Here is a 20,481-nt window from a genome sequence, read left to right on the forward strand (position 1 = left end):
ACTCTCTAAATTAGAGAGCTTTTTAGAGAGCAGTTTTAGAGAGTAGTCGGAAAACTGAGAGAGTAGTTTTAGAGAGCTGCGTTATAATGGCCTTCATTCTTACGGGGCAAATCCTGGCGGTAAATCTGGCAATGGCGGTTGGTTGGTGAGGCAGCATGGCGATTACAGCGGAAGAGCTTGAGAAAATTGTCGCGCGCTTGCGTCGGCAAGGCAGCGATGATGCGCTCGTAGAGGTGAAAGCCTGCCAGAATTCCTTGTCGAAAGACGTGTGGGAGTCGGTGTGCGCGTTTGGGAATACGCGCGGCGGCGTTGTTATTCTTGGGCTGGCGGAGAACGATGGCTTCAGGCCTGTTGAGAATTTCAAGCTTGAGAAGGTGCGCGACCAGTTCGTTTCAGGTCTCGGCGATGGTTCGCGCATGAAGGAGGTAATAGTCAACCCTCCCCGCTATACTCTGAGTCGCATCGATTTCGAAGGCGCGCAAGTTCTCGTTATTGAGGTCGAAGAAGTGCCCCTTCGCTCGAAGCCCTGCTATCTGAGGGATCGGGGGATGGCGAACGGGTCGTTTCGACGACTTGACGACAAAGATATAAAGCTCTCGTCAACGGAGATTTTTGAATTGCAGAACGAGCTTGTTCCATCGCCTGCTGATCGAGGAGTCGTTGACGAAGCTACCGTGGATGATTTAGACGACAACCTGGTTAAACGGTTGATCGCGAAGGAGAAGGAGCGGAATTCCCGTGCATTGCGAGGGGTGAAGACCAAAGCCGCTCAGCTGGCTCGACTTAACATTCTCACCCCCGATGGCCGCGTGCGCATGGGGGGTCTCCTCAGTTTGGGGAGCTACCCCCAGCAGTTTTTCCCCAAACTTGTGATAGATGTGGCAGCTCACCCTGGTTTGGAAAAGTCGGAGCCTGATGGGCCGCGCTTTCTCGACCGCGTAATATGCGAAGGCTCTTTAGGCGAGATGATCGAGGAAGCCGTGCAGGCTATTGCGAAGAACCTACGTACCTACTCCTTTGTTGAGGGGGCGGGCCGTCGTGATGGGCTGGAGATTCCTCGCGATGTGCTGCGCGAGGCTGTGGCGAATGCGGTGGTGCATCGCGAGTACGGTCCTTACTTTACCGGGCAGTCGGTATCGGTCGATGTGTTCCTCGATCGGGTAGAGATAACGAACCCCGGTGGATTGTGGGGCGGCAAAACGCTCGAGACGCTCGGTGACGGCCAGTCTCGCTGTCGCAACGATACGCTGATGAAGCTCGTTTCAAGGATCGAGTACCCCAGCGAAGGTGCGGCGGCCGAAGGTCAGGGCTCGGGAATTCGCCTTATGATCAGAGAGATGAGATCTCGAGCCTTGGATGAGCCGCGTTTTGAGGCAGGGCTCGATTACTTCCGTGTCGTTCTGCAGCGCGGCGGTGCGGAGATCGCGGCAAATCGAACATGGTTGGAGAGCTTGTCGAAGCAGCCCGCCAGCAAAGTAGATGAGGCGATATTGTTAGAAGCACAGCGCCGTGAGGCTGTTTCGGTCAGAGAGCTGCACGGATTTTTAGGCCATGATTCTGACGACATTCGCGCTCATCTGAAGAGGCTTGAAAAAGAGGGCATGATGAAACGGCTCTCGAAAGACCGCTACTGTCTTGTTGAAAAGGGAAAAGCTGCGGAAAAGAGAGCGCGCAAATCGGCGCGGGACGATATCTTGAGTGCGCTCGACAAAGCGGGAGAGCCGTTGAGCATGAAGGACATCGCAGAACTAAGCGGACGAAAGCTGTCTACCTTGCGCGCCCAGATGACGCGATTGGTGGCAGAGGGCGCTGTGCAAGCAACGGCTGCGGCCCATAGCCCAGATAGAAAGTATCGAAAAGGATAGAGCAAGCCTCTTGGCTCTTTCGTGATGCTCTTGAGCTCTCTAAAACTACTCTCTAAATTAGAGAGCTTTTTAGAGAGTAGTTTTAGAGAGTAGTTTTAGAGAGTAGTCGGAAAACTGAGAGAGCCAAAAGGAGAGGGAAGAGGGCGCGGTTCGGCGTTTCCGCAAAGGAAAGGGGCGCATGGGCGCCCCCGTAATCGAACGGTTTGCAGCTATTCCACATCCCCGTAGCCGTTGGGGTTGTTCGACTGCCAGCGCCAGCCGTCGGCGCACATGCGAGCCATGTCGTACTCGGCTGTCCAGCCCAGCTCGGCGCGGGCCTTGGCGGCGTCGGCGTAGCATTCCGCGATGTCGCCGGCGCGGCGCGGCAGGATGCGGTAGGACAGCTCGTGGCCGCAGGCCGCCTCGAAGGCGTGGATGACGTCAAGTACCGAAGAGCCCTTCCCCGTGCCCAGGTTGAAGATGCCCACGCCGCGGCGCGACCCGTCGGCGGCAGGTTCGCCCGCTACCGAGCCCAGGCCCATCGGCTCGCCGGTGCCCACGCGTCCGGCCATCCAGTCCAGGGCCGCCACATGGCCCCGGGCCAGGTCGACCACGTGGATGTAGTCGCGCACGCCGGTGCCGTCAGGGGTGGGATAGTCGTCGCCGAACACGCCCACCGATTCCAGCTTGCCCACGGCCACCTGGGCCACGTAGGGCAGCAGGTTGTTCGGAATGCCCTTCGGATCCTCGCCGATGCGACCGCTAACGTGCGCGCCGATGGGGTTGAAGTAGCGCAGCAGCACAACGTTCCACTCGTTGTCGCCCACGTACAGGTCGGACAGAATCTGCTCGAGCATCGACTTGGTCTGGCCGTAGGGGTTGGTGGCGTTGTGCTTCGGGCAGCTTTCCGTGATGGGCACGAACTCGGGGTCGCCGTACACCGTGGCGCTCGACGAGAACACGATGTTCTTGCACCCGTGCTCGCGGGCCACCTCGCACAGCACCAGGGTGCCCGCGATGTTGTTCCAGTAGTATTCCAGCGGCTTGGCCACCGATTCGCCCACGGCTTTGAAGCCGGCGAAGTGGATGATCACGTCCACGGCGTGGGCGGTGAAGATAGTTTCCAAGGCCGCGCGGTCCAAGATGTTCGCTTCGTAGAAGGTGAGCGACGGGCCTGCGGTGGCAACGCGCACTTCCGCATCGGCCACGGCTGCCGCGGCCTCGGCCACCTCCTCAGCGGCCAGGTCGGCGAAGACGGGGGCCACGCCGGCGATCTCGCCCACGCGGCGCACGGCCTCGCGGCTGGAATTGCTCAGGTCGTCCACGATGACCACCGCGTAGCCGCGCTTCAGCAGCTCCACCACGGTGTGGCTACCGATGAACCCGGCGCCTCCCGTCACCAGCACGCAGGTGTCCGCGGGATCCTTCGCAAGCAGCGCATTCGCCATAGGGGCCTTCTTTCTCGAAATCAGGGGCGGCTGTCTTTCGCTTGCAGCCGCGCGTTGTACTGCGTCCATAGTAGCAGCACTGCAAGGCACGACTGCCTGAATTGGGCGGAAAAGCACGGTTCTCGTAGTTTTTCGCGGCTTGTAGGCGCAAGTAAGTGAATCCGGACTTGTATTTCCCCAGTTCAGCGAATTCGCATCGCCATCACCGCCCACCGCCGACTACGAGAACCGTGCTTTTCCGCCCAATTCAGGCGCCCCCGGGGTGGGCTCCCATGCCATGCAGGAGTCGGACGGCTGCCCCCTGTCGGGTGCCGAGGCGAATGGGCCTGGCGACGCCCGCTTGCGCGGGCACCGGGGGTGCTCCCGGGGAAACGGTACGCTGCGGCGCGCGCATATCATCTATAATCAACAGTGCTGCGAAAGTTTGTGCGGGTGGGGCGCGGTGGCGCGCTTCGGTTCCCGCTGTTCTCTCAGGAGGCATTGCTCATGGCTGATATTCATTTCGGAACCGACGGCTGGCGCGCCATTATCGGCGAGGATTTCACGGCCGACAACCTGAGTCGCGTGATCGCGGCGGCAGCGCGCATTTTCAAGGAAGACGCCGTGGCCGCGGGTCGCGACGCCGATGCGCCGGGCACGCTCATTATCGGCCACGACTGTCGCCAAGATGCCCACGCCTACGCCGAACTGGCCGCGCAGGTGGCCGCAGGCGAGGGCTTCACCGTGCTGCTGACCGAGGATTATTGCCCCACGCCCACGCTGTGCTGGTCGGTGGCTCACAACGATGACGCGGTGGGCGGCATCATGCTCACGAGCTCGCACAATCCGGCCGAGTATCTAGGCGTGAAACTGCGCATGGCCGATGGCGGCGCGAGTCCCGCCGAGTTCACCGATCGCGTGGAAGCGGTGCTGCCGGCCAACCCCACCGACGTGCTGGGCCCCTTCCGGGAAGTGGATCTGATGACCGACTACCTGGCCGCTCTGCGCGAGGTGGTGGACGTCGAGGCCATCCGCGGTGCGGGCCTGCGCGTGGTGGTGGACCCGCTGTTCGGCGCTGGTCGCCATTACCTGGCCGACCTGCTGCGCGATATGGGCGTGGAAGTGGTGGAGATCCACAACGCCTGCGACCCCACGTTCGCGGGGCTGCATCCCGAGCCCATCCAGCCGTGGGTGGACGAGGGCCTGGCGAAGGTGGGCGAGCTGGGCTACGACGCGCTGTTCATCAACGACGGCGATGCCGATCGCATTGCCGCCGGCGACGCGGCGGGCAACTTTGTGAATCCGCACCGCATTATCACGCTGCTTACCAAGCACATGGTGGATCGCGGCGAGACGGGCCGCGTGGTGTCCACGATCACGGCCTCGGCCATGCTGGATCGCATGTGCCGCAAGCTGGGCCTGGAGCTGGTCAGCACGCCGGTGGGATTCAAGTGGATCTATGGCGAGATGGAGAAGGGCGGCGTGATGATCGGCGGCGAGGAGTCCGGCGGCATCGGGCTTCCCGGCCACGTGAAGGAGCGCGACGGCCTGCTGATGGCCCTGCTGCTCACGGAGTGCATGGCGCAGGCGGGGAAGGACCTGGGCGCGCTGGTGGACGACATGCTGGCCGACATCGGGCGCTTGGAGTTCGCCCGCCGTGGCCTGTCCATCACGCCCGAGCAGATGGAGCGCTTCCGCACGGAAACGGTGCCCACCTATACGGCCGACGAGGTGTGCGGCAAGCGCGTCGTGGACGTTGATCGCCGCGACGGCGTGAAGCTGCTGCTGGAAGGCGATGCCTGGGTGATGATGCGCCCGAGCGGCACCGAACCCCTCGTGCGCGTCTACGCCGAAGCGGCCACTACCGATGAGGTGGAGCAGCTACTGGATGCCGCCGAGAAGGTAGTCACGAGTTTGTAAAAGCTCGGGATCGAATGGAGGCCCGTGGGGGGGGGCTTGCAGAGAAGGCTCGTAGGGAAGAGCCCGCAGAGAAGGACTTGCGGGGAGGCTTGTAGGGGAGGGCTTTCGCCCTCCCTTTTGCTGTGCTCCGCGCCCCGGAACCGCCTCCCAGGTCACGGGCGGCCTGAAGGCCGCCCCTACGGACGGCTTCAGGCGGTGGCCAGCTGGCGGCCTGGTGGAAATGCCCCGTAGGGGAGGGCTTCAGCCCTCCCGCGGCCCGGGCCTTCTCGCCCTACCGCGCCCGCGCCCGGCGGCGGCGCGTTGCGAGGGCCAGGGCTCCGGCAGCCAGGGCGAGCGCCAGGGGCAGGCCGGCCGCGGCGGCCAGGGCGTCGCCAGTCTGGGCGAGCTTGTGGGCGATGGTGGTGCGCTCCTTGTCGCGGGACAGGTCGCCGGCCACCACGCCGCCGAGTTTGTCCACGCCCGGCGGGTAGGCGGGCTCGGACACCACCTTGCCGTGCGAGCGGTCGTAGGCGTCCCATCCCTCCGGCGGGTCGAAGGGGCTGCCGGGCTCGGGCGACTCCCCGTCGGGGTCCCACGCGCTCGGCGGCGTCCCGAGCCCCACGGCCACGTTGCCGATGTCGGCGCCCACGGCGGCCTCCGTCACCAGCGCGTCGAAGGTCAGCGTGACCCGCTGCCCGCCGTAGAGGTGCCCGCAGGCCACGGCCAGCACGCGGGTGGCCGGGTCGTAGGCGGCATCGTCCACGGCCACCTCGCTCCCGTCGGGCAGCGTCAGCCGCAGCGTGCCGGCCACGGGCTCCAGCCCCTCGGGCACGTCGTCGCGGATCACGGCGTCCATCCAGCCGGTGCCCACGGCGTCGTTGGCCAGCTCGACGCGGTAGCGCACCGTGTCGCCCACGTGGGTGGTGCCGTCGTCGCGCGAGGCGTTCTCTGCGGTCTTCTCGATGGTCACGTCCCCGCGGTCGGGGTCGTCGGGGACGACGGTCGGCGGCAGGGCCGGCGGCGTGGACTCCTCGGGCTCTCCCGGCGGCGGGGTCGCGGGCTTGCCGGGCTCGGGGTCGGTCGGCGCGGCGTCGGGATCCTTCGAGGGGACGGACCCGTGGACGCGGGCGATGTTCCCGTTGTCGGCTCCCACGGCGGCGGCTCCCACCACGGCGTCGAAGGTGAGCACGGCGCGCGAGCCACCCCACATATCGCCGCAGGTCACCGCGATGGTGCGGCTCGCCCGGTCGTAGGCCGCGTCGGGCACGGCGACGGGCGCCCCGCCGTCCACGGCCAGGCGCAGCGTGCCGGCCACGGGCTCCAGCCCCGCGGGCAGCGGGTCGGACACCACGGCGCCCACGAGGCAACTGTTGGCCGCTCCGGTGTTCGCGAGGGTCACGGTGTAGCGCAGCACATCGCCGATGTGCGTGGTCCCCGCATCGGGCGCGGTGACGTTCTCCACGGTCTTGGACAGGTCGACAACCGGGTCGGCCGGCACCACGCGGCCGGGGCCGGGCGGCGTGGCCGGGTCGGTGGGGTCGGGGTTCACGGGCAGGGGCTGCCCGGGGTTGTCGGGGTCGGGCATCGGCCTCTCTGGGTCGGCCGGGTCGGGCCGCGTGCCCGTCGCCTGGGCCACGTTGGCCAGGTCGGCCGCCGGCTTCCCCTCGCCGGCCGCGTCGGCGCGCACCGTGCACTCGAAGGTCACCGTGGCCGAGGCCCCGCCGGCGACGTTGCCCACAGGCACCGTCAGCACGGGCCTTCCGTCGGCCGCCGGCGCCGACAGCGAGAACTTCCCCACGTCCGCCGCGCCCACCGCCGGGGCCTTCTCGAGCGCGCGGCCGGCGACGCCGCCGCGGGGGTTGTCCAGCTGCAGGCTCTTCTCGTCCAGGTCGAGGCAGGCCGGCAGCGGGTCGGTCACCACGCCCTGCATCCACAGCGACCCCGTCGCCGTGTTCGACGCCGTGATCGTGTAGCGGATGCGGTCGCCCGGCTGCGTCGGCCCGTCCGGATGGGTCAGGTTCTGCGCCTTCTTGGCCAGCGCGGGCGAGGGGGCCACGGTCACGTCGGGGTTCACCGTGACGTCGTAGATCCAGGTCGTTCCCGTGTAGGCGCCGTTGGGCTCCTGCTTGATCGTCAGCTGCCCCGCGCCCACGGCCGTGGGGTCCAGCACCAGGGTGTAGGAGCCGTCCTCGCCGCGCAGCGGCTTGCCGTCCTCGCCCTTGGCGAACTCGACGGTGAACACGTTGCCCTTCGCATCGGTCACCGAGATGGGGGCGGTCGACTCCGTCTTCACTGTCAGTACCACGCGCCCGGGGTGCGGGTTGGCCTCGCTCGGCTCGCCCCAGGTGGTCGTGATCTTCCCCCGGTAGGTCTTGCCCCCGTCGGGGTTCGCGGGGTCGGTGGCCTCGCCCGGCTTCGTCTGCACGTCGGGGGCGGGGAAGTCGGGATCCTTGCAGTCGGGATCGCCCTTGCCCGTCACCTCCACCTGCGGGTCGACGGGCTTGATGGCCACCTCCACCTTCGGCGCGGCGTCGGGGTCGTCGGCCGGGCTCGCGCTGGCCAGGTAGTTCGCCGGCGCGCCCGCCTTCTGCTGGGCCTCGTCGGGCGGCAGGTAGCGCATCGACACCACGTGGGTGTTGTCCTTGCCGGGCTCGGGGAACAGCAGGTCGGCGTCGGCAGGCGTCACCTGAAACTCGATGTGGGCGAAGGAGCCGCGGCTGTCGGCCGGGTTGGGCACCACCGTGGCGTTGGCCGGCACGGGGTTGCCCTCGGCGTCGGTGCCCGCGGTGTAGCGGATGGGCGTGACGGGCCCCACGGGCTTGCCGTCCACGTAGAGTTGGAACGATCCCTGGGGTGCCTTGCACGTGTCGGCTGTGGGGGTCCCGTCGGGGAAGGTGCCCCCGCGCACCTCGGCCACCACCTTCAGCTTGCTCGTGGCGGGGTGCTCCACGGCGCCGGGCCTCTTGTCGGCATCGGACTCCTCCACCCACTCGGCCGACAGCAGCGACACCTTGGAGGGGATGGGCGTGATCTCGCACCAGCCGGTGGCGCGGTGGCCCCAGTAGCCGTTGGCGAAGTCGGCGAGTGCCGGGTCCGACGAGCCGGAGTACTCGCGCGACACCATGGTGAACTTCATCACGCCCACGTCGGTGGGCATGTCCTTGCCGCCGTTGGCGCCGTCCACCTCCTCGCCGATGGGGCTGCCGCCCCGCTTGTCGTAGGGGCGGTAGCGGTAGACGACGTCGTCGGTGTTGGTGAGCCAGCGGTACTCGCTGGGGTTGCCGTGCTCGTCGTAGGAGAGCACCTCGGGCGTGCGCAGGGGATGCTCCGGCGTAATCTCGTAGGTTTTGAAGGGCAGGCCGTCGTAGGGCTTCACCAGGCTGTCCAGGTACTCCTGGGGCAGCTCGAAGTCCTCGTAGCGCTTCAGCAGGTCTTCCTGGCCCGGGTTGCGGAACAGGGTGTCGAAGGGGTGGGCCTGGCCGTCCTTGCCGCGGTAGGACAGGTCCACCGACACGGTCTGCTGGGTAGCCGACTTGGGCAGCCACAGGTACAGCTTGCCGTCGATGAGCTGGGTGGGCGCGCCGTAGGGGTAGTCCTCGCCGCCCACCTTCAGGCTCCAGCTCTCGATGAGGTTGTCGCCCGCCTCGCCGGCCGCGGCCATGTCGGCGGAAAGGTCGATGGTCACCATGAACACCTTGTTGGGGTCGTCGGGGTCGGAGGGGTCGTAGCCCGGGGCCAGGGCCGCGTCGTTGCCCCAGGCCGTGTCGCCGATGCCCTTGAACGAGCCGTTGGTGTACACCGAGCCGCCCGTGATGACCACATGTCCACCCTCGGCGTTGAAGTCGGGGAAGCCCTCGGTGCTCGTGACGGTGGGGTAGAGAGTGCCGCCGGTGATGCGGATGACGCCGCCGGTGTTCGGGGTCGATCCGCAGCTGTTGCCGAAACCGGAGGAATGCTGGTAGCCCGTCGACTTGATGAAGCCGCCGTTAATGGTGATGTTGCCGGCACGTACATTATCCGTCCCGTAGTACCAGCTTCCATCATAGATGATATTGCCCGATTGGCGGGAGTCGCAGGGGATGTGATCGGGCGCTATGGCGTAGTCGTATCTGAAGTCGTGTTTGGCGCCACTGCCGGATCCGATGCCACTCGTGTGGTAGTTGCCAATTGCGTTTATCGTTCCAGAATTGAAGGTAAGGGTGCCGTCGGTTCCCCGGCCCCAGGCGCCCCCTCCTATGGCGGCGCCAGTTTCAACCCAGTGGCTTCCCGTCCATGCATGGGAAGTGATGGCTCCCCCGTCGAAGGTCATGGTGCCGCCATCTTCTTCGTTGGCGCCTCCGATGGCTGCCGACTGCTGACCGCCCCACACCTCCAGGCTCCCAGGGTTCGCACTGTCCAAGGCAGTGTGTGGGTCGCCGGCTTTTAATGCTTTCCCGCTGGCAAGTGTCGTGTCGCGATTGATGACGGCTCCGATGGGTACAACGGGGTTGCCAGCTGTATCCACGTTGCGCTCTGCGTCGTCTATGATGAGGTCGCTTCCTTCGCCGCAGCGGATGGCGGGCATGTTGATCTCGTTCACGGCCAAGTAGTTGGCGGTACCATCGGCAAGGGTGAGGTGCAAAGAGGTTCGATTCCTCACCTCTTCGCTCGATTTTGCCCAGGTACCGGAGGCGGCGTCGTAGACATTTGTCATGACATTGATGGGTATGCTGGAGCTGCCGTTGCCGTTGGGTGTCGTATTGATGTTCACTCCGGCGAGAATGAGATCAGCGTGGTTGCCTGGCGCAATAGAGATACTTGTCATGGCGGCGTCTGGGGCGCGCCCGTCTGTGATATTGGTGCCCTCGGCATTCTTGAATGAGAGAGGCTTCCCTGAAAGTACTAGGATAAGATCCGATTTCTTGACCCCACCATAACCTACGAACCCGTAGTTGACCACCGTTCCATCTTCTTTGGGATATTGGAACACATCGGGGTAGTAGATGAAGTCGGTGCCGTAGGTGCCGCCCTTCACGCGCAGGGTGCCGCAGGTGACCCAGCCGTCGGCGTCGGGCGTATGGGAGCTCGCGGGGCTGGCGTTGGGCGCGTTCAGGGCAACGAGACCCTCGGCGGTGGGCTGCGCGGCCGCACGAGCGTCGTCGGCCGCACGGGCGTCGCCGGCGGCGAGGGCAGCGGCCGCGGTCAGGGGAAGGGCGGCCTCGGCCACGGAGAGGGCCACGGGATCGGTGGGGGTGCTGGATGGAGAGTCGGGGGAACCGGCGGCGCCTTCGCCGGAAGTTGCCCCTGCGGGATTGCTGGGGCCGGTGGAGCTGCTGCCCGGAGCTGCCCCGGTGGGATCGTCGGGGCCAGCGTTGCTGTCTCCGGGAGTTGTCCCTGGGGCATCGCTGGAGACGGAGCCGCTGCCTTCGAGGGCTACTCCCGCGGGATCGGTTGAGTTGGAGCCCCTGTCGGCGGGAACGGGGTTGGCGCTGCTGGGCACGCCCAGGCCGCTGGCAGGGAGAGAAAAGGGAGGGGAATCGAGAGGTCCGCTCGGGTCGGCCGAGTCGCCGGCCGCGGCGGCTTTCGCTAGGGTCTCAGAAAACGCGATGGGGGGGGGGTCTCTGTGATCTGGGCCTCCGGCTCGGCCACGGCGACCGCGGGCGTCATGCCGCAGGCGAGCATCGCCGCCAATCCGAGGCGCAGAAGCGACCGTGAGCGCTTCTCTCTCATGGGAATCTCCTTCTCTCGGGCGCCTTGACGGCGCGAAATCAGCCCGAATATACCCCTTTCGCCCCCGCCGTGCAACCATCCACCCCGCCGTCGGGCCCAGCGAGGGGCCGCAAGATGTCGCGGGCGGTCTAAAGGCCGCCCCTACGATCGCACCTGCGAGGGGTGCCCTTGTGGGGGCGTCCCTGCGAGGCCGCCTTCCTACCGCAGTTGCTTCAGCAGGGCCCAGGCTTTCTGTTTGGTTTCGGGGGTTTCCATCAGGGCTTCGAAGTCTTCGAAGATGAGGGCAGTGCGGCCGAGGAGGCGGTTGGGGGCATCCAAGGTGAGCGGGGCGCGGTAGGCGGCCGATAGCAGCTCGGCGGCGAAGGCATCGGTGGCGACAAGCGCCACGGGGTCCAGGCCTTCAACGATGGTGCGCACATCCTCGGCGCCGAGCTTCCCGTCGGGGCCTTCCGCAACGAGGAAGGCCACGGGGGCACTGCCGAAGTCCAGGGACGCGGCGGATTTCTCCAAGGCTTCCAGGGCCGTCTCGCCCACCGGGGTCTCGCTCACCACCAGGAGGGTCGACAATGGCGTGCCCGTGACGTTGGCGCCGTACAGGGTGAGCACCGATTCGCCCGTCACCTCAAACATGTTACTTTTCACGGAAAAAATCACACCCAATCTTGCGCCGCCATGGCTTTCGGGATAAAAAGAGCTCAACCTATATAGTAGCAAAGTCGCGGTAACGCGACGGCCACGCGAAGGAGGCGCCATGTGCACCAACGGAGTTAACACCGCCCAGCTGGAGATGATGATCGATCAGGTCGACGACCACATCAAGCTGGAGCGCCGTCACGTTCACAACCTGGCCCACACCGCCGCCGACGCGGGCTTTGCCACGGTGGGCGAGAAGCTGCACGCGGCCCAGCACCTGCTGGATGAGGTGCGCGCCGCTCTGGATGAGGCCAAGGACGCCATGGAGGACGACGCCGCCGACGCGACGGGCTTCACGGTTTCGCTGGTGTAAGGGCGCCGCGCCATGAGCAACGATCTGGTTCGTTTCTCGGTGGCCATGCCCGAGGGCCTGCTGATGGAGTTCGATCAGCTGGTGGCCCGCCGCGGCCTGGCGAAGAATCGCAGTGAAGTCGTGCGAGACCTGGTGCGCGACGCGCTGGTGGAAGAGGAGTGCTCCACGCCGGGCACCGTGGTCATGGGCACGCTGACCATCGTGTACAACCACCATTCCAACGACTTGCAGGAAAAGCTGCACACCATTCAGCACGACTATTTCGACAACATCATTTCCACGATGCACGTGCACGTTGACCAGCACATGTGCCTGGAGGTGATCGTGATGCGCGGCGAGACCGGGCTTGTGCAGACGGTGGCCAACCTCATTTTGGGCACCAAGGGTGTGAAGAACGGGAAGCTGGTGCTGACCACGACAGGAAGGCATTTGTAATGGCGGACGACAAGGTAATGCTCGGCCACGGGTCGGGCGGCTCGATGATGAAGCGCATCATCGACGAGGTGTTCTTCGAGGCCTACGGTTCCGACGAGCTGCTTCGCGGCGATGACGCGGCGGTGCTGCCGGCGCTGCGCCCGGACGAGCGCGTGGCCTACTCCACCGACAGCTTCGTGGTGACGCCGCACTTCTTCCCGGGCGGCGACATCGGCCGTCTGGCCGTGTGCGGCACGGTGAACGATGTGGCCACCTCCGGCGCGCGGCCGCTGTACCTGTCCTGCGCCTTCATTCTGGAAGAGGGCTTTCCCATGGACGATCTGCGTCGCATCTGCGCTTCCATGGCGGAATGCGCGAAGGAAGCCGGCGTGCGCATGGTGACCGGCGACACCAAAGTGGTGAATCGCGGCCACGGTGACGGCATCTACATCAATACGAGCGGCATCGGGGCGGTGCCGGCGGGCGTGGACTTGGGCGGCGCTCAGATTCGCCCCGGGGATGCGGTGCTTGTAAGCGGCACGCTGGGTGACCACGGCATCACCATCATGAGCTGCCGCGAGGGCCTGAACTTCTCGGCGGATATCGAAAGCGACGCCGCACCGCTGAACCACCTGATCGCCGACGTGCTGGCGGCCGCGCCCCATACGCGCTGCTTCCGCGACCCCACTCGGGGCGGTTTGGCCTCCACGCTCAACGAGCTGGCGGCTCAGTCGAACACCGACATCACCGTGGACGAGCAGGCCGTTCCCGTGCGCGATGCGGTGCTGGGCGCTTGCGAGATGCTCGGTTACGACGTGCTGCAGGTGGCCAACGAGGGCAAGATGGTCTGCGTGGTGGCTCCCGACGAGGCCGAGGCGGCCCTGGCGGCCATGCAGGCGAGCCCCTACGGGCGCGATGCGGCCATCATCGGCACCGTGGCCGAAGCCGATGCGACGCGCGGCCCCAAGGTGTTCCTGCGCACCGCCTTCGGCAGCACTCGCATCCTGGACATGCTGGTCGGCGAGCAGCTGCCCCGCATTTGCTAAGGTAACGACCGCGTGAGCGGGGCGGCTTGCCGGCGGCTGTGCGACGGTTTTTGGGCGGTTGCGCAACACCGTTTACCGGGCAAAGAGACGGTGCTTCTTGCGCTTGCAAGCCGCCCCCTGAAAAGTTCTTGATTCCTGCTTGCGCTTCACGGCTTTCATGGTATCTTGCGCAATGTGGTTGAGGGGTCCCGCCCCCGCCCCCCAGACGAGGAATCATTCACTGAGAACAAAAGGAGCTTCCCATGTCTCATCCGGTTATTGAAGCTGACGAGTGCATCGGCTGCGGCATCTGCGTTGACGCGTGCCCCCAGGAAGTGCTCGAGGTCGTCAACGGCGTTGTTGAGGCGGTCAACGAGGACGCTTGCATCGCCTGCGGCGACTGCGTCGAGGAGTGCCCCATGGGCGCTATCCCCGAGATCGTCGAGGACTAACCTTACCGTTCTTGAGCCGGCCCGCGCGGGGCCTGCCATCAGGAATCTCTCAGACCCGCTGAAGTGCCAGCGGGTCTTTTTATGACCGCAGATGGGGCGTGGCCGCCGTTGTTTGTGCTATAGTTCTCGAATTGGTAACAGGATAGTCGCGCCATGGTCGCCGGTCGGCCAAGATGAGGAAAACGGGATGCAGAAGAGCAATTGGATAATCATCGCCATTCTCGTGGCTGCTTCTGTCCTCTTCCTGTGGATGTGGCAGGCCCTGCAGTTCAACGTCGTCGACAATCCTGTAGATCTGGTCATTACCCTGGCATGGTGGCTGGTAATCGCCGGGGCCTGCGTAGCCATCCATTTGGCCGAGAAGAAGCGTCGCGAGCGCATCCGCACCATGTTTCTGGCACCGGGCTTGGTGTACAACTGCGAGACGGGCGTGATACGGTTGGAGCCCGGCACATCGGTGGTCGACACCCTGCAAACTTTGCTGGGGGCCTTGAATTACAGCTTCGACCTGGCAGAACTCCCTTCGAATTCCCGCGTGAGATTCCAGCGGATCGTGCGAACGTCGAAGTTCGGCGATAACGGAGCCATTTGGGAGGGAGAGTTGGTCGAGGTGGCCCACCCCGATCGTCCCCAGACTTTTGAAAGCCGGCGGGAGCTGGCCATTCTCATGGGCGAGAACGTCTAACGGAGCGCTCTTTTCGCGCTCGGTCAGTATCCCTGACGCTACCATTTCACTACGGAATTCTAACAACTTGGCAACTGTTCTCCGATCATTGCCCTATCACTTCATGGTCAAAACCCTGCAAGAGCCTTTTTTCTACCATTAAATGCTCGGTAAAATTGTCACCAATCTGAGAACTATGTCTTGAGTAATACCAAGCCCGCGCAACGGGTGGAGAGACCGGGCGAGAACATCGCCGCGATAAAAAGGAGTTGTTGGTGGAAATGAAGATGATGGAGCGCTTCATCGACGCACGACACAGCACTGAGGGCAAGGTGGTGGCGGTCGCGCTGACGGCCCTGCTGGCCTGCTCGACGTTCACCCCCTCGGCCATGGCCGTGGCCGACGAGATGGACGGCGCCACGGTGTCCGACAAGGCGATGGAGACCTCGCGCGTGGTCGAGACCGAGGACGACGCGGCCGACGGTGCCGGCGTCGCTTCGATGACGGTGCCCGTTGAGGTGCAGAACGCCAGCCTGCTGGTGGACGGCCGCGCCATCGAGGGCGCCATCGAGGTGGCCGCCGGCGACGAGCTGCGCTTCGCCGTGGCCGTCGAAGAGGGCTTCGCCATTGAGTCGGTGACCTACAACGACGAGGTTCTGGAAGTGGCCGGCACCCAGCGCACGATTTCTACCGAGCCTGTGGCCGCCGAGGTTGCCGACGAGGCCGCCGCCAATGACCTGTACGTGATCGCCGCTGACCAGCTGGTGGAAGGCGCCGTGCTGAAGGTGACCGCTGTGGCCGCCGAGAACGATTCCGCTGCTTCGGACGACGGCGAGGTGGCGGAGGGCGACGAGGCCCCCGCCGAGGAGGCCCCCGCTCCGGCCGATACCGAGACGACCGAGGGCCCCGCCACCGTGGGCGACGCGCTGAAGGACGCCATCGTCCAGGGTGTGACCGACGTGGCAACCGACGCAGTGAATCAGGTGGAGGCGCCTCTGCTTACCCTGACCGAGGGCGAGAGCGCCGTGGTCCCCGCAGCTCTGTACCAGGGCGGCGCCAAGTTGGGCGATCGCACCATTGTCGTTCCGCTGACGGGCGAGGTGGACGCGAACCGCGTACCTCCCGTAGCCGATCCCGTGTTCAACTTCGGCGCCGACCGCTACGTGCTGAATGGCAAGGTGGGCGTGATCGCCACCGACGCCACGCCCGACCAGGTGAAGGCCGTTTCCGAGGCCTGCAACAGCGCAGCTAACGTGGTATCCCTGCGTGTGACCGACGGCGTGGTGGAGTACCGCACCGCGTCGGCCGACTGGACCGCGCTGGCCGAGGGCGAGCAGCTGGTGTATTTCTGCTCGAAGTTGCAGGGCGCGAGCGACAACAAAGATATGCTGAACGTGGCCGTGGAAGAGGATGTGCTGACCGATGCGGTGGCTGGCGGCCATGGCGTGCAGGTCTTCGTGTTCCCCGCGGGTGCCGAGGAGGGCACCGAGCCGCTGTTCACCCAGACGCTGTACTTCGACGCCGCGGTGACGAGCCTGCCCCAGGGTGTGAAGTTCAACCTGGGCGACGGCGTGAGCTACGAAGTGGCACGCTGCTTCATCTCCAATGATTCCGCCCATCCCGACCAGCCTTACACGGCCGCCGAGGCGCTGGCCCTGGCGACCGATAGCAACGCCGACACCTACGAGGGCACGTCCATCACTTGGCCTACGGGCACCTACCGCGCCATCGCCGTGTTCGTGAATACGCGTTCCTACACTGCGTCCTACGATCTGAACGGCGCCGAGGGCACCGCGCCCCAGGCTGTGACGGCCGCTCCGGGCACCCCGGTGGTGTTGGCCGGCCCGAGCGAGGACTTCGCCCTGGAGGGCCATTATCTGGCGGCCTGGAAGCTGCTGGACGGTGCCGGCAACGATCTGGGCATCTACGAGCCCGGCGCGAAGCTGATCATGCCGGCCCGCGACGTGGTGCTGAAGGCCCAGTGGGAGGCCTTCGACGGCGAGACCTTCTTCACCGCGCGCTTCGTGTGGAAGGACGAGGACGGTCGCGAGACCGAGATCGAGCGCCGCGACGTGACCGAGGTGAAGAGCGCCGGCGATTCCATGGAGAAAGTCGAGCTGACCACGGTCGTGACCACCGATTCGTTGGATTGCCCGCGCGGCTATGCCTATGCGGCCTCGGGTAACGCGGCCCAGCAGGTGGAGCGCACCGGTCGCGTGATCACCTTCTACTGCGACAAGAACAAGTACGAGGTGAAGACCGAGATCTACTTCGGCGATGCGCTGGCCAGAACCCAATTCGCCCAGGTGCCCTACGGCACTGACTACGCACCGGCCGTGCTGCCCACGCTGGAGAACATCGACGGAAACTCCCAGCGTGTGAACTACATGTTCGACGAGACGAACCCCAACAACCAGTGCTCCATCACGGTGACCGACGACGCCGACCTGAATGTGATCAAGCATTACTACACCCGCGACACCATGGGCGTGGACGATCCTGATAAGGGCGACGGCGTGCCCGACAAGTACCAGGTGAAGGTCGCCTTCATTCACGACGAGAACAGCGTGTGGGCCGATGGCTCGGACGCGGTGGAGAAGTACGCCGTGGTCAGCCGCTACAACGCCGAGGGCGCTCTGGCAGTGGACGGCATCGGGCATCTGACCGAGGCCCAGATTCCGGCCCTGACTCAGACCGACGGCATGTCGCTGGACGATGCCTGCAATTGGCCGACTCCCAACACCGACGTCGCGGCTCCGATGACCTTCGAGGCGCGCTTCGTGGTGGGCAACTTCCCCTACACGGTGCGCTATGTGGATGACGAGGGTCGTGTGCTGGACGAGCAGACGGGCACCGCCGGTTTCGAGGGTCTCATTCCCTATGAGATGGATCGCGTCATCGAGGGCTATGCTTTCGACTTCGTGGAGAACGCGAACGGCATTGTCACTTCGAGTGCCGACAACAACGTGGTGACGCTGCATTACGGTGTGGACCGTCTGGGCGTGGAGAGCCTGGATCGCGGCGACGGTGTGCCCGACAAGTACCAGGCCGTGGCGGTGTTCTCGGTGGAGAACGGCACGTGGGACGAGCCTGCGGGCTCCACCGACGACAAGACCACGGTGGTGACACTGAACCGGTGGAACGGTGACGCGTGGGAGGCCCTGGCCGACGACGAGCTGCTGCTGTCGCTGCCGGGGGCGAAGGCCCGCCTCGGCTACGTGCCGACCTCGGGCGCTTGGAGCGAGGTGCCTTCCGTCGATACCTTGATCGGCGGCGAGACCAACGAGTTCGTGTACTCGTTCGTGCCCGAGCAGGTGGGCTACACGGTGTTCTACTGCAAGGACTCCGTGAACGGCGAAGTGATCAGCGCCGCGCGCGGCAAGGCCGCTTTCGAGGGCGACGTGCCCGTGCTGGTGGAGAACTTCCGCCCCGTCGAGGGCTTTACGGGTGAGCCGACCTTCGTGGGCCCGACTACCATGGGCCTCGACCCCGACCAGAATGTGCTGTACGTGGTGTACCAGCGCGACGCCTACACGGTGCGCGGCACCTTCGCCGAGGGCTCCCACGGCGTGGTGCGCGGCAACGCCACCCAGGAAGTGCTGTTCGGCCGCGACTCCGAGACCATGACCTTCAACGCCGACGAGGGCTATCGCATCGCGTCGGTGGTGGTGAACGGCGAAAGCCAGCCGGTGGCCAACGGCCAGACCACCTATGAGTGCAAGATCAAGCGCGTGTCGAAGGATTCCGAGATCGTGGTGCGCACTGCTCATATGGATGAGGTGGTCATCGAGGCCCCCAGCGCGTCGAAGGTGTACGACGGCACCGCGCTCGAGCCGGGCGCGGCGCAGATCACCGGCGTGCCCGAGGGCTTTACGGCCACGGCGGCGGTGACGGGTTCGCGCACGAACGCCGGTGTGTCGACGGCCTCCATCGATCCCGCGTCGGTGAAGATCGTGGATGCGGCTCAGAACGACGTGACGGACAACTTCCGCGTGACCACCGTGGACGGTTCGCTGACGGTGGAGCAGGCTCGCGCGATCATCAATGTGGACGATGCCCGCAAGGCGGCCGGTACGGCCGACCCCGCCTTCACCGGTCAGGTGATCGGTTTGGTCAAGGGTGATGTGCTGGCGGGGCTCACCTACACCCGCTCGGTGGCCGGCGAGATGACGGGCGTTTACCTGAACGCGCTGACGGCCGAGTACGACTACAACCCGAATTACCGTATCACCGTGATGCCGGGCACCTTCACCATTGGCGACGCGGTGCTGACTCCGGGCTTCAGCCGGTCGGACACCCCCGCGGGCATGACGCCCACTACGCCGCTGGGCGGCTCGATTCAGACGGTGTATCGGACGGCGGCCGCTGCGGATCGCCTGGCTCGCGCCGTGGCAGGTACCGATGACATCTCCGAGCCGGTGTACGCCGAAGTGCTGTTCGACGACTCCACCCCCATGGTGAGCCGTGTGGGCGGAGAGACCATCGAGGACGATGCGACGGCCCTGGGTGCCTTCGACGAGCCGAAGTGCTGGGTGCACTGGGTGATGGCCATGGGCCTGCTGCTGACCATCGCCTACGCCGGCCTCGTGGTGGCGCGCCGCCTGGGCTATGCGCGGAAGGTGGGCGAGCTGGACGATAACCTGACGGGCGGCTCGTTGGTCGAGTCCGATCAGGCGCGCAGCGCCGCCCACCATGTGGGCGCCTAGGGCGATACCGAACTGACATACCCCCCTCCTCTTGGAAGGGCAGCCACCCCCCTCGGCTGCCCTTCCCTTTTTTGCGCTCTGGTTATGGGTGGCGAAAGGGTGGGGGCTTCCTTCGATCAGCCTTTTCCCGTCATTTGCCCATCCCCCGTCCATCCCCCAAAAGGGGCCAAAGTGACATTTTCCCCGGTGGCCCCTAGTTGGGGGATGTGGGGCCCGCGAGGGCTGCGATACCTTCTCGGTGATGCGAAGAGGAGGGGCGCCCAAAGGGGGCGCAAGCTTCGCCGGAAGGGAGACCTGTCATGGATATGAATCGTCGAAACGTTCTGAAGGGCGCGGCGCTGACAGCGGTGGGCGCCGTGAGCGCGACGACGTTGGCGGCCTGCGCGCCTACGGCATCGTCCGACAAGCAAGACGAGATTCTGCCCGCCACGGGCGGCGACCAGTACAACACGGCTGCCACCGCGCAGCGCCCGTGGGCCTTCGAGATCGCGCCCGATCCGATTCCCGCCGATCAGATCGCCGAGACCATTGAGGCTGACGTGGTCGTGGTGGGTTGCGGCACCTCGGGCCTGATGACCGCGAACAGCGCGGCGGAAGAGGGGCTGGACGCCATCATCGTGTCGGCTTCCACCAAGCCCACGTCCCGCGGCGGTTCCAATAATGCCGTGTACTGCAAGGCCTTCGAGGCCCAGGGCTACCCGCGCGTGCCCATCGAGCAGTACCAGAAGGAGATTTTCTGCCAGGTGCACAAGGTGGACCAGCGCAAGTGGTACCTGCACTACAACAACTCCAAGGAGGCCATGAACTGGGCCTGCGACTTAATGGAGAAGGCTGGTTACGGCCTGGAGGTGGTTACGGGCAAGATGCAGCCGCTGTTCGTGTGGGAGTTGGCGCGCCACTTGACCGACGATCTGGGTGGGAGCATCTTCTATAGGAACATCGCCGAGCAGCTGATCCGCGAGGATGGCAGCACCGGTCGTGTGACCGCCGTCATCTGCAAGCGTGAGGACGGCAGCTACGCCCAGTACGTGGGCCACAAGGCCATCGTGCTGGCCACGGGCGACTTCTCCGGCGACCGCGACATGATGCGCCGCTACTGCCCCGAGACCGCCGACTACGTGAAAGACGACGTGTGCGACAGCGAGCCCGACTGGGACCAGGGCTTCAAGTACGGCGGCATCTACAAGGGCTAGGGCCAGATCGCGATGGCGGTCAACGTGGGTCTTGGTACAGCGGCGCGTCTAATGCGGGGTTCGCGCGACCAAAATGACGTTTGGGCGAGGGCGGCGGGAGCTTTTCGGATGCAAAGGCTCGCCCAACCGTGCTTTTTGTCGC

12 protein-coding genes are annotated in these 20,481 nt (G+C 65.3%); 9 read left to right on the top strand and 3 right to left on the bottom strand.

Translation table 11 applies throughout. The features are described 5' to 3' along the window. The first annotated feature begins 155 nt into the window (after positions 1–155). A complete protein-coding gene (locus tag G503_RS0100255; RefSeq protein WP_028026002.1) occupies positions 156–1,865 on the top strand; it encodes an ATP-binding protein in 1,710 nt (569 codons plus the stop codon). A gap of 209 nt (positions 1,866–2,074) precedes the next feature. Here G503_RS0100255 and galE read toward each other — a convergent pair whose 3' ends face one another. Continuing rightward, the gene (gene galE / locus G503_RS0100260; protein ID WP_028026003.1) at positions 2,075–3,292 is read right to left on the bottom strand and encodes a UDP-glucose 4-epimerase GalE; all 1,218 of its coding nucleotides are present in this window, start codon (positions 3,290–3,292) and stop codon (positions 2,075–2,077) included. 486 nt (positions 3,293–3,778) lie between these two features. Between galE and G503_RS0100265 the strand changes: the two genes are divergently transcribed. Next, complete coding sequence (locus tag G503_RS0100265; RefSeq protein ID WP_028026004.1) at positions 3,779–5,191, top strand: phosphohexomutase domain-containing protein; 1,413 nt, start codon at positions 3,779–3,781, stop codon at positions 5,189–5,191. Positions 5,192–5,462: 271 nt separating this feature from the next. Here G503_RS0100265 and G503_RS0100270 read toward each other — a convergent pair whose 3' ends face one another. Both G503_RS0100270 and G503_RS0100280 read right to left on the bottom strand, forming a co-directional pair. After that, positions 5,463–10,649: a DUF11 domain-containing protein gene (locus G503_RS0100270; protein ID WP_156891832.1), complete on the bottom strand. Its 5,187-nt coding sequence runs from the start codon at positions 10,647–10,649 to the stop codon at positions 5,463–5,465. 428 nt (positions 10,650–11,077) lie between these two features. Further along, entirely contained in the window at positions 11,078–11,509 is a 432-nt protein-coding gene (locus tag G503_RS0100280; protein ID WP_028026006.1) for a hypothetical protein, read from the bottom strand. A 121-nt stretch (positions 11,510–11,630) separates the two neighbouring features. Between G503_RS0100280 and G503_RS0100285 the strand changes: the two genes are divergently transcribed. From G503_RS0100285 to G503_RS12850, 7 genes are all read left to right on the top strand, one after another. Next, positions 11,631–11,885, top strand: a complete 255-nt coding sequence (locus G503_RS0100285; RefSeq protein ID WP_028026007.1) for a hypothetical protein — start codon at positions 11,631–11,633, stop codon at positions 11,883–11,885. Positions 11,886–11,897: 12 nt separating this feature from the next. Then, a complete protein-coding gene (gene nikR, locus G503_RS0100290) occupies positions 11,898–12,320 on the top strand; it encodes a nickel-responsive transcriptional regulator NikR (RefSeq protein ID WP_028026008.1) in 423 nt (140 codons plus the stop codon). Beyond that, complete coding sequence (gene hypE / locus G503_RS0100295) at positions 12,320–13,345, top strand: hydrogenase expression/formation protein HypE (protein ID WP_028026009.1); 1,026 nt, start codon at positions 12,320–12,322, stop codon at positions 13,343–13,345. Before nikR ends, hypE begins: the two co-directional genes overlap by 1 nt. Before the next feature lie 242 nt (positions 13,346–13,587). After that, positions 13,588–13,776, top strand: coding sequence for a 4Fe-4S binding protein (locus G503_RS0100300; RefSeq protein ID WP_028026010.1), 189 nt, complete (start codon positions 13,588–13,590; stop codon positions 13,774–13,776). A gap of 187 nt (positions 13,777–13,963) precedes the next feature. Next, positions 13,964–14,461 (top strand): hypothetical protein, encoded by a 498-nt coding sequence (locus G503_RS0100305; RefSeq protein ID WP_028026011.1) that lies wholly within the window; start codon positions 13,964–13,966, stop codon positions 14,459–14,461. A gap of 260 nt (positions 14,462–14,721) precedes the next feature. Then, on the top strand, positions 14,722–19,146 hold the full coding sequence (locus tag G503_RS0100310; protein WP_028026012.1) for an MBG domain-containing protein: 4,425 nt from the start codon (positions 14,722–14,724) through the stop codon (positions 19,144–19,146). Between the two features lie 299 nt (positions 19,147–19,445). Then, complete coding sequence (locus G503_RS12850; protein WP_035021307.1) at positions 19,446–20,339, top strand: FAD-binding protein; 894 nt, start codon at positions 19,446–19,448, stop codon at positions 20,337–20,339. Positions 20,340–20,481 lie beyond the last annotated feature (142 nt).

Source organism: Adlercreutzia mucosicola DSM 19490 (assembly GCF_000422625.1).
Classification (GTDB): Bacteria; Actinomycetota; Coriobacteriia; order Coriobacteriales; family Eggerthellaceae; genus Adlercreutzia; species Adlercreutzia mucosicola.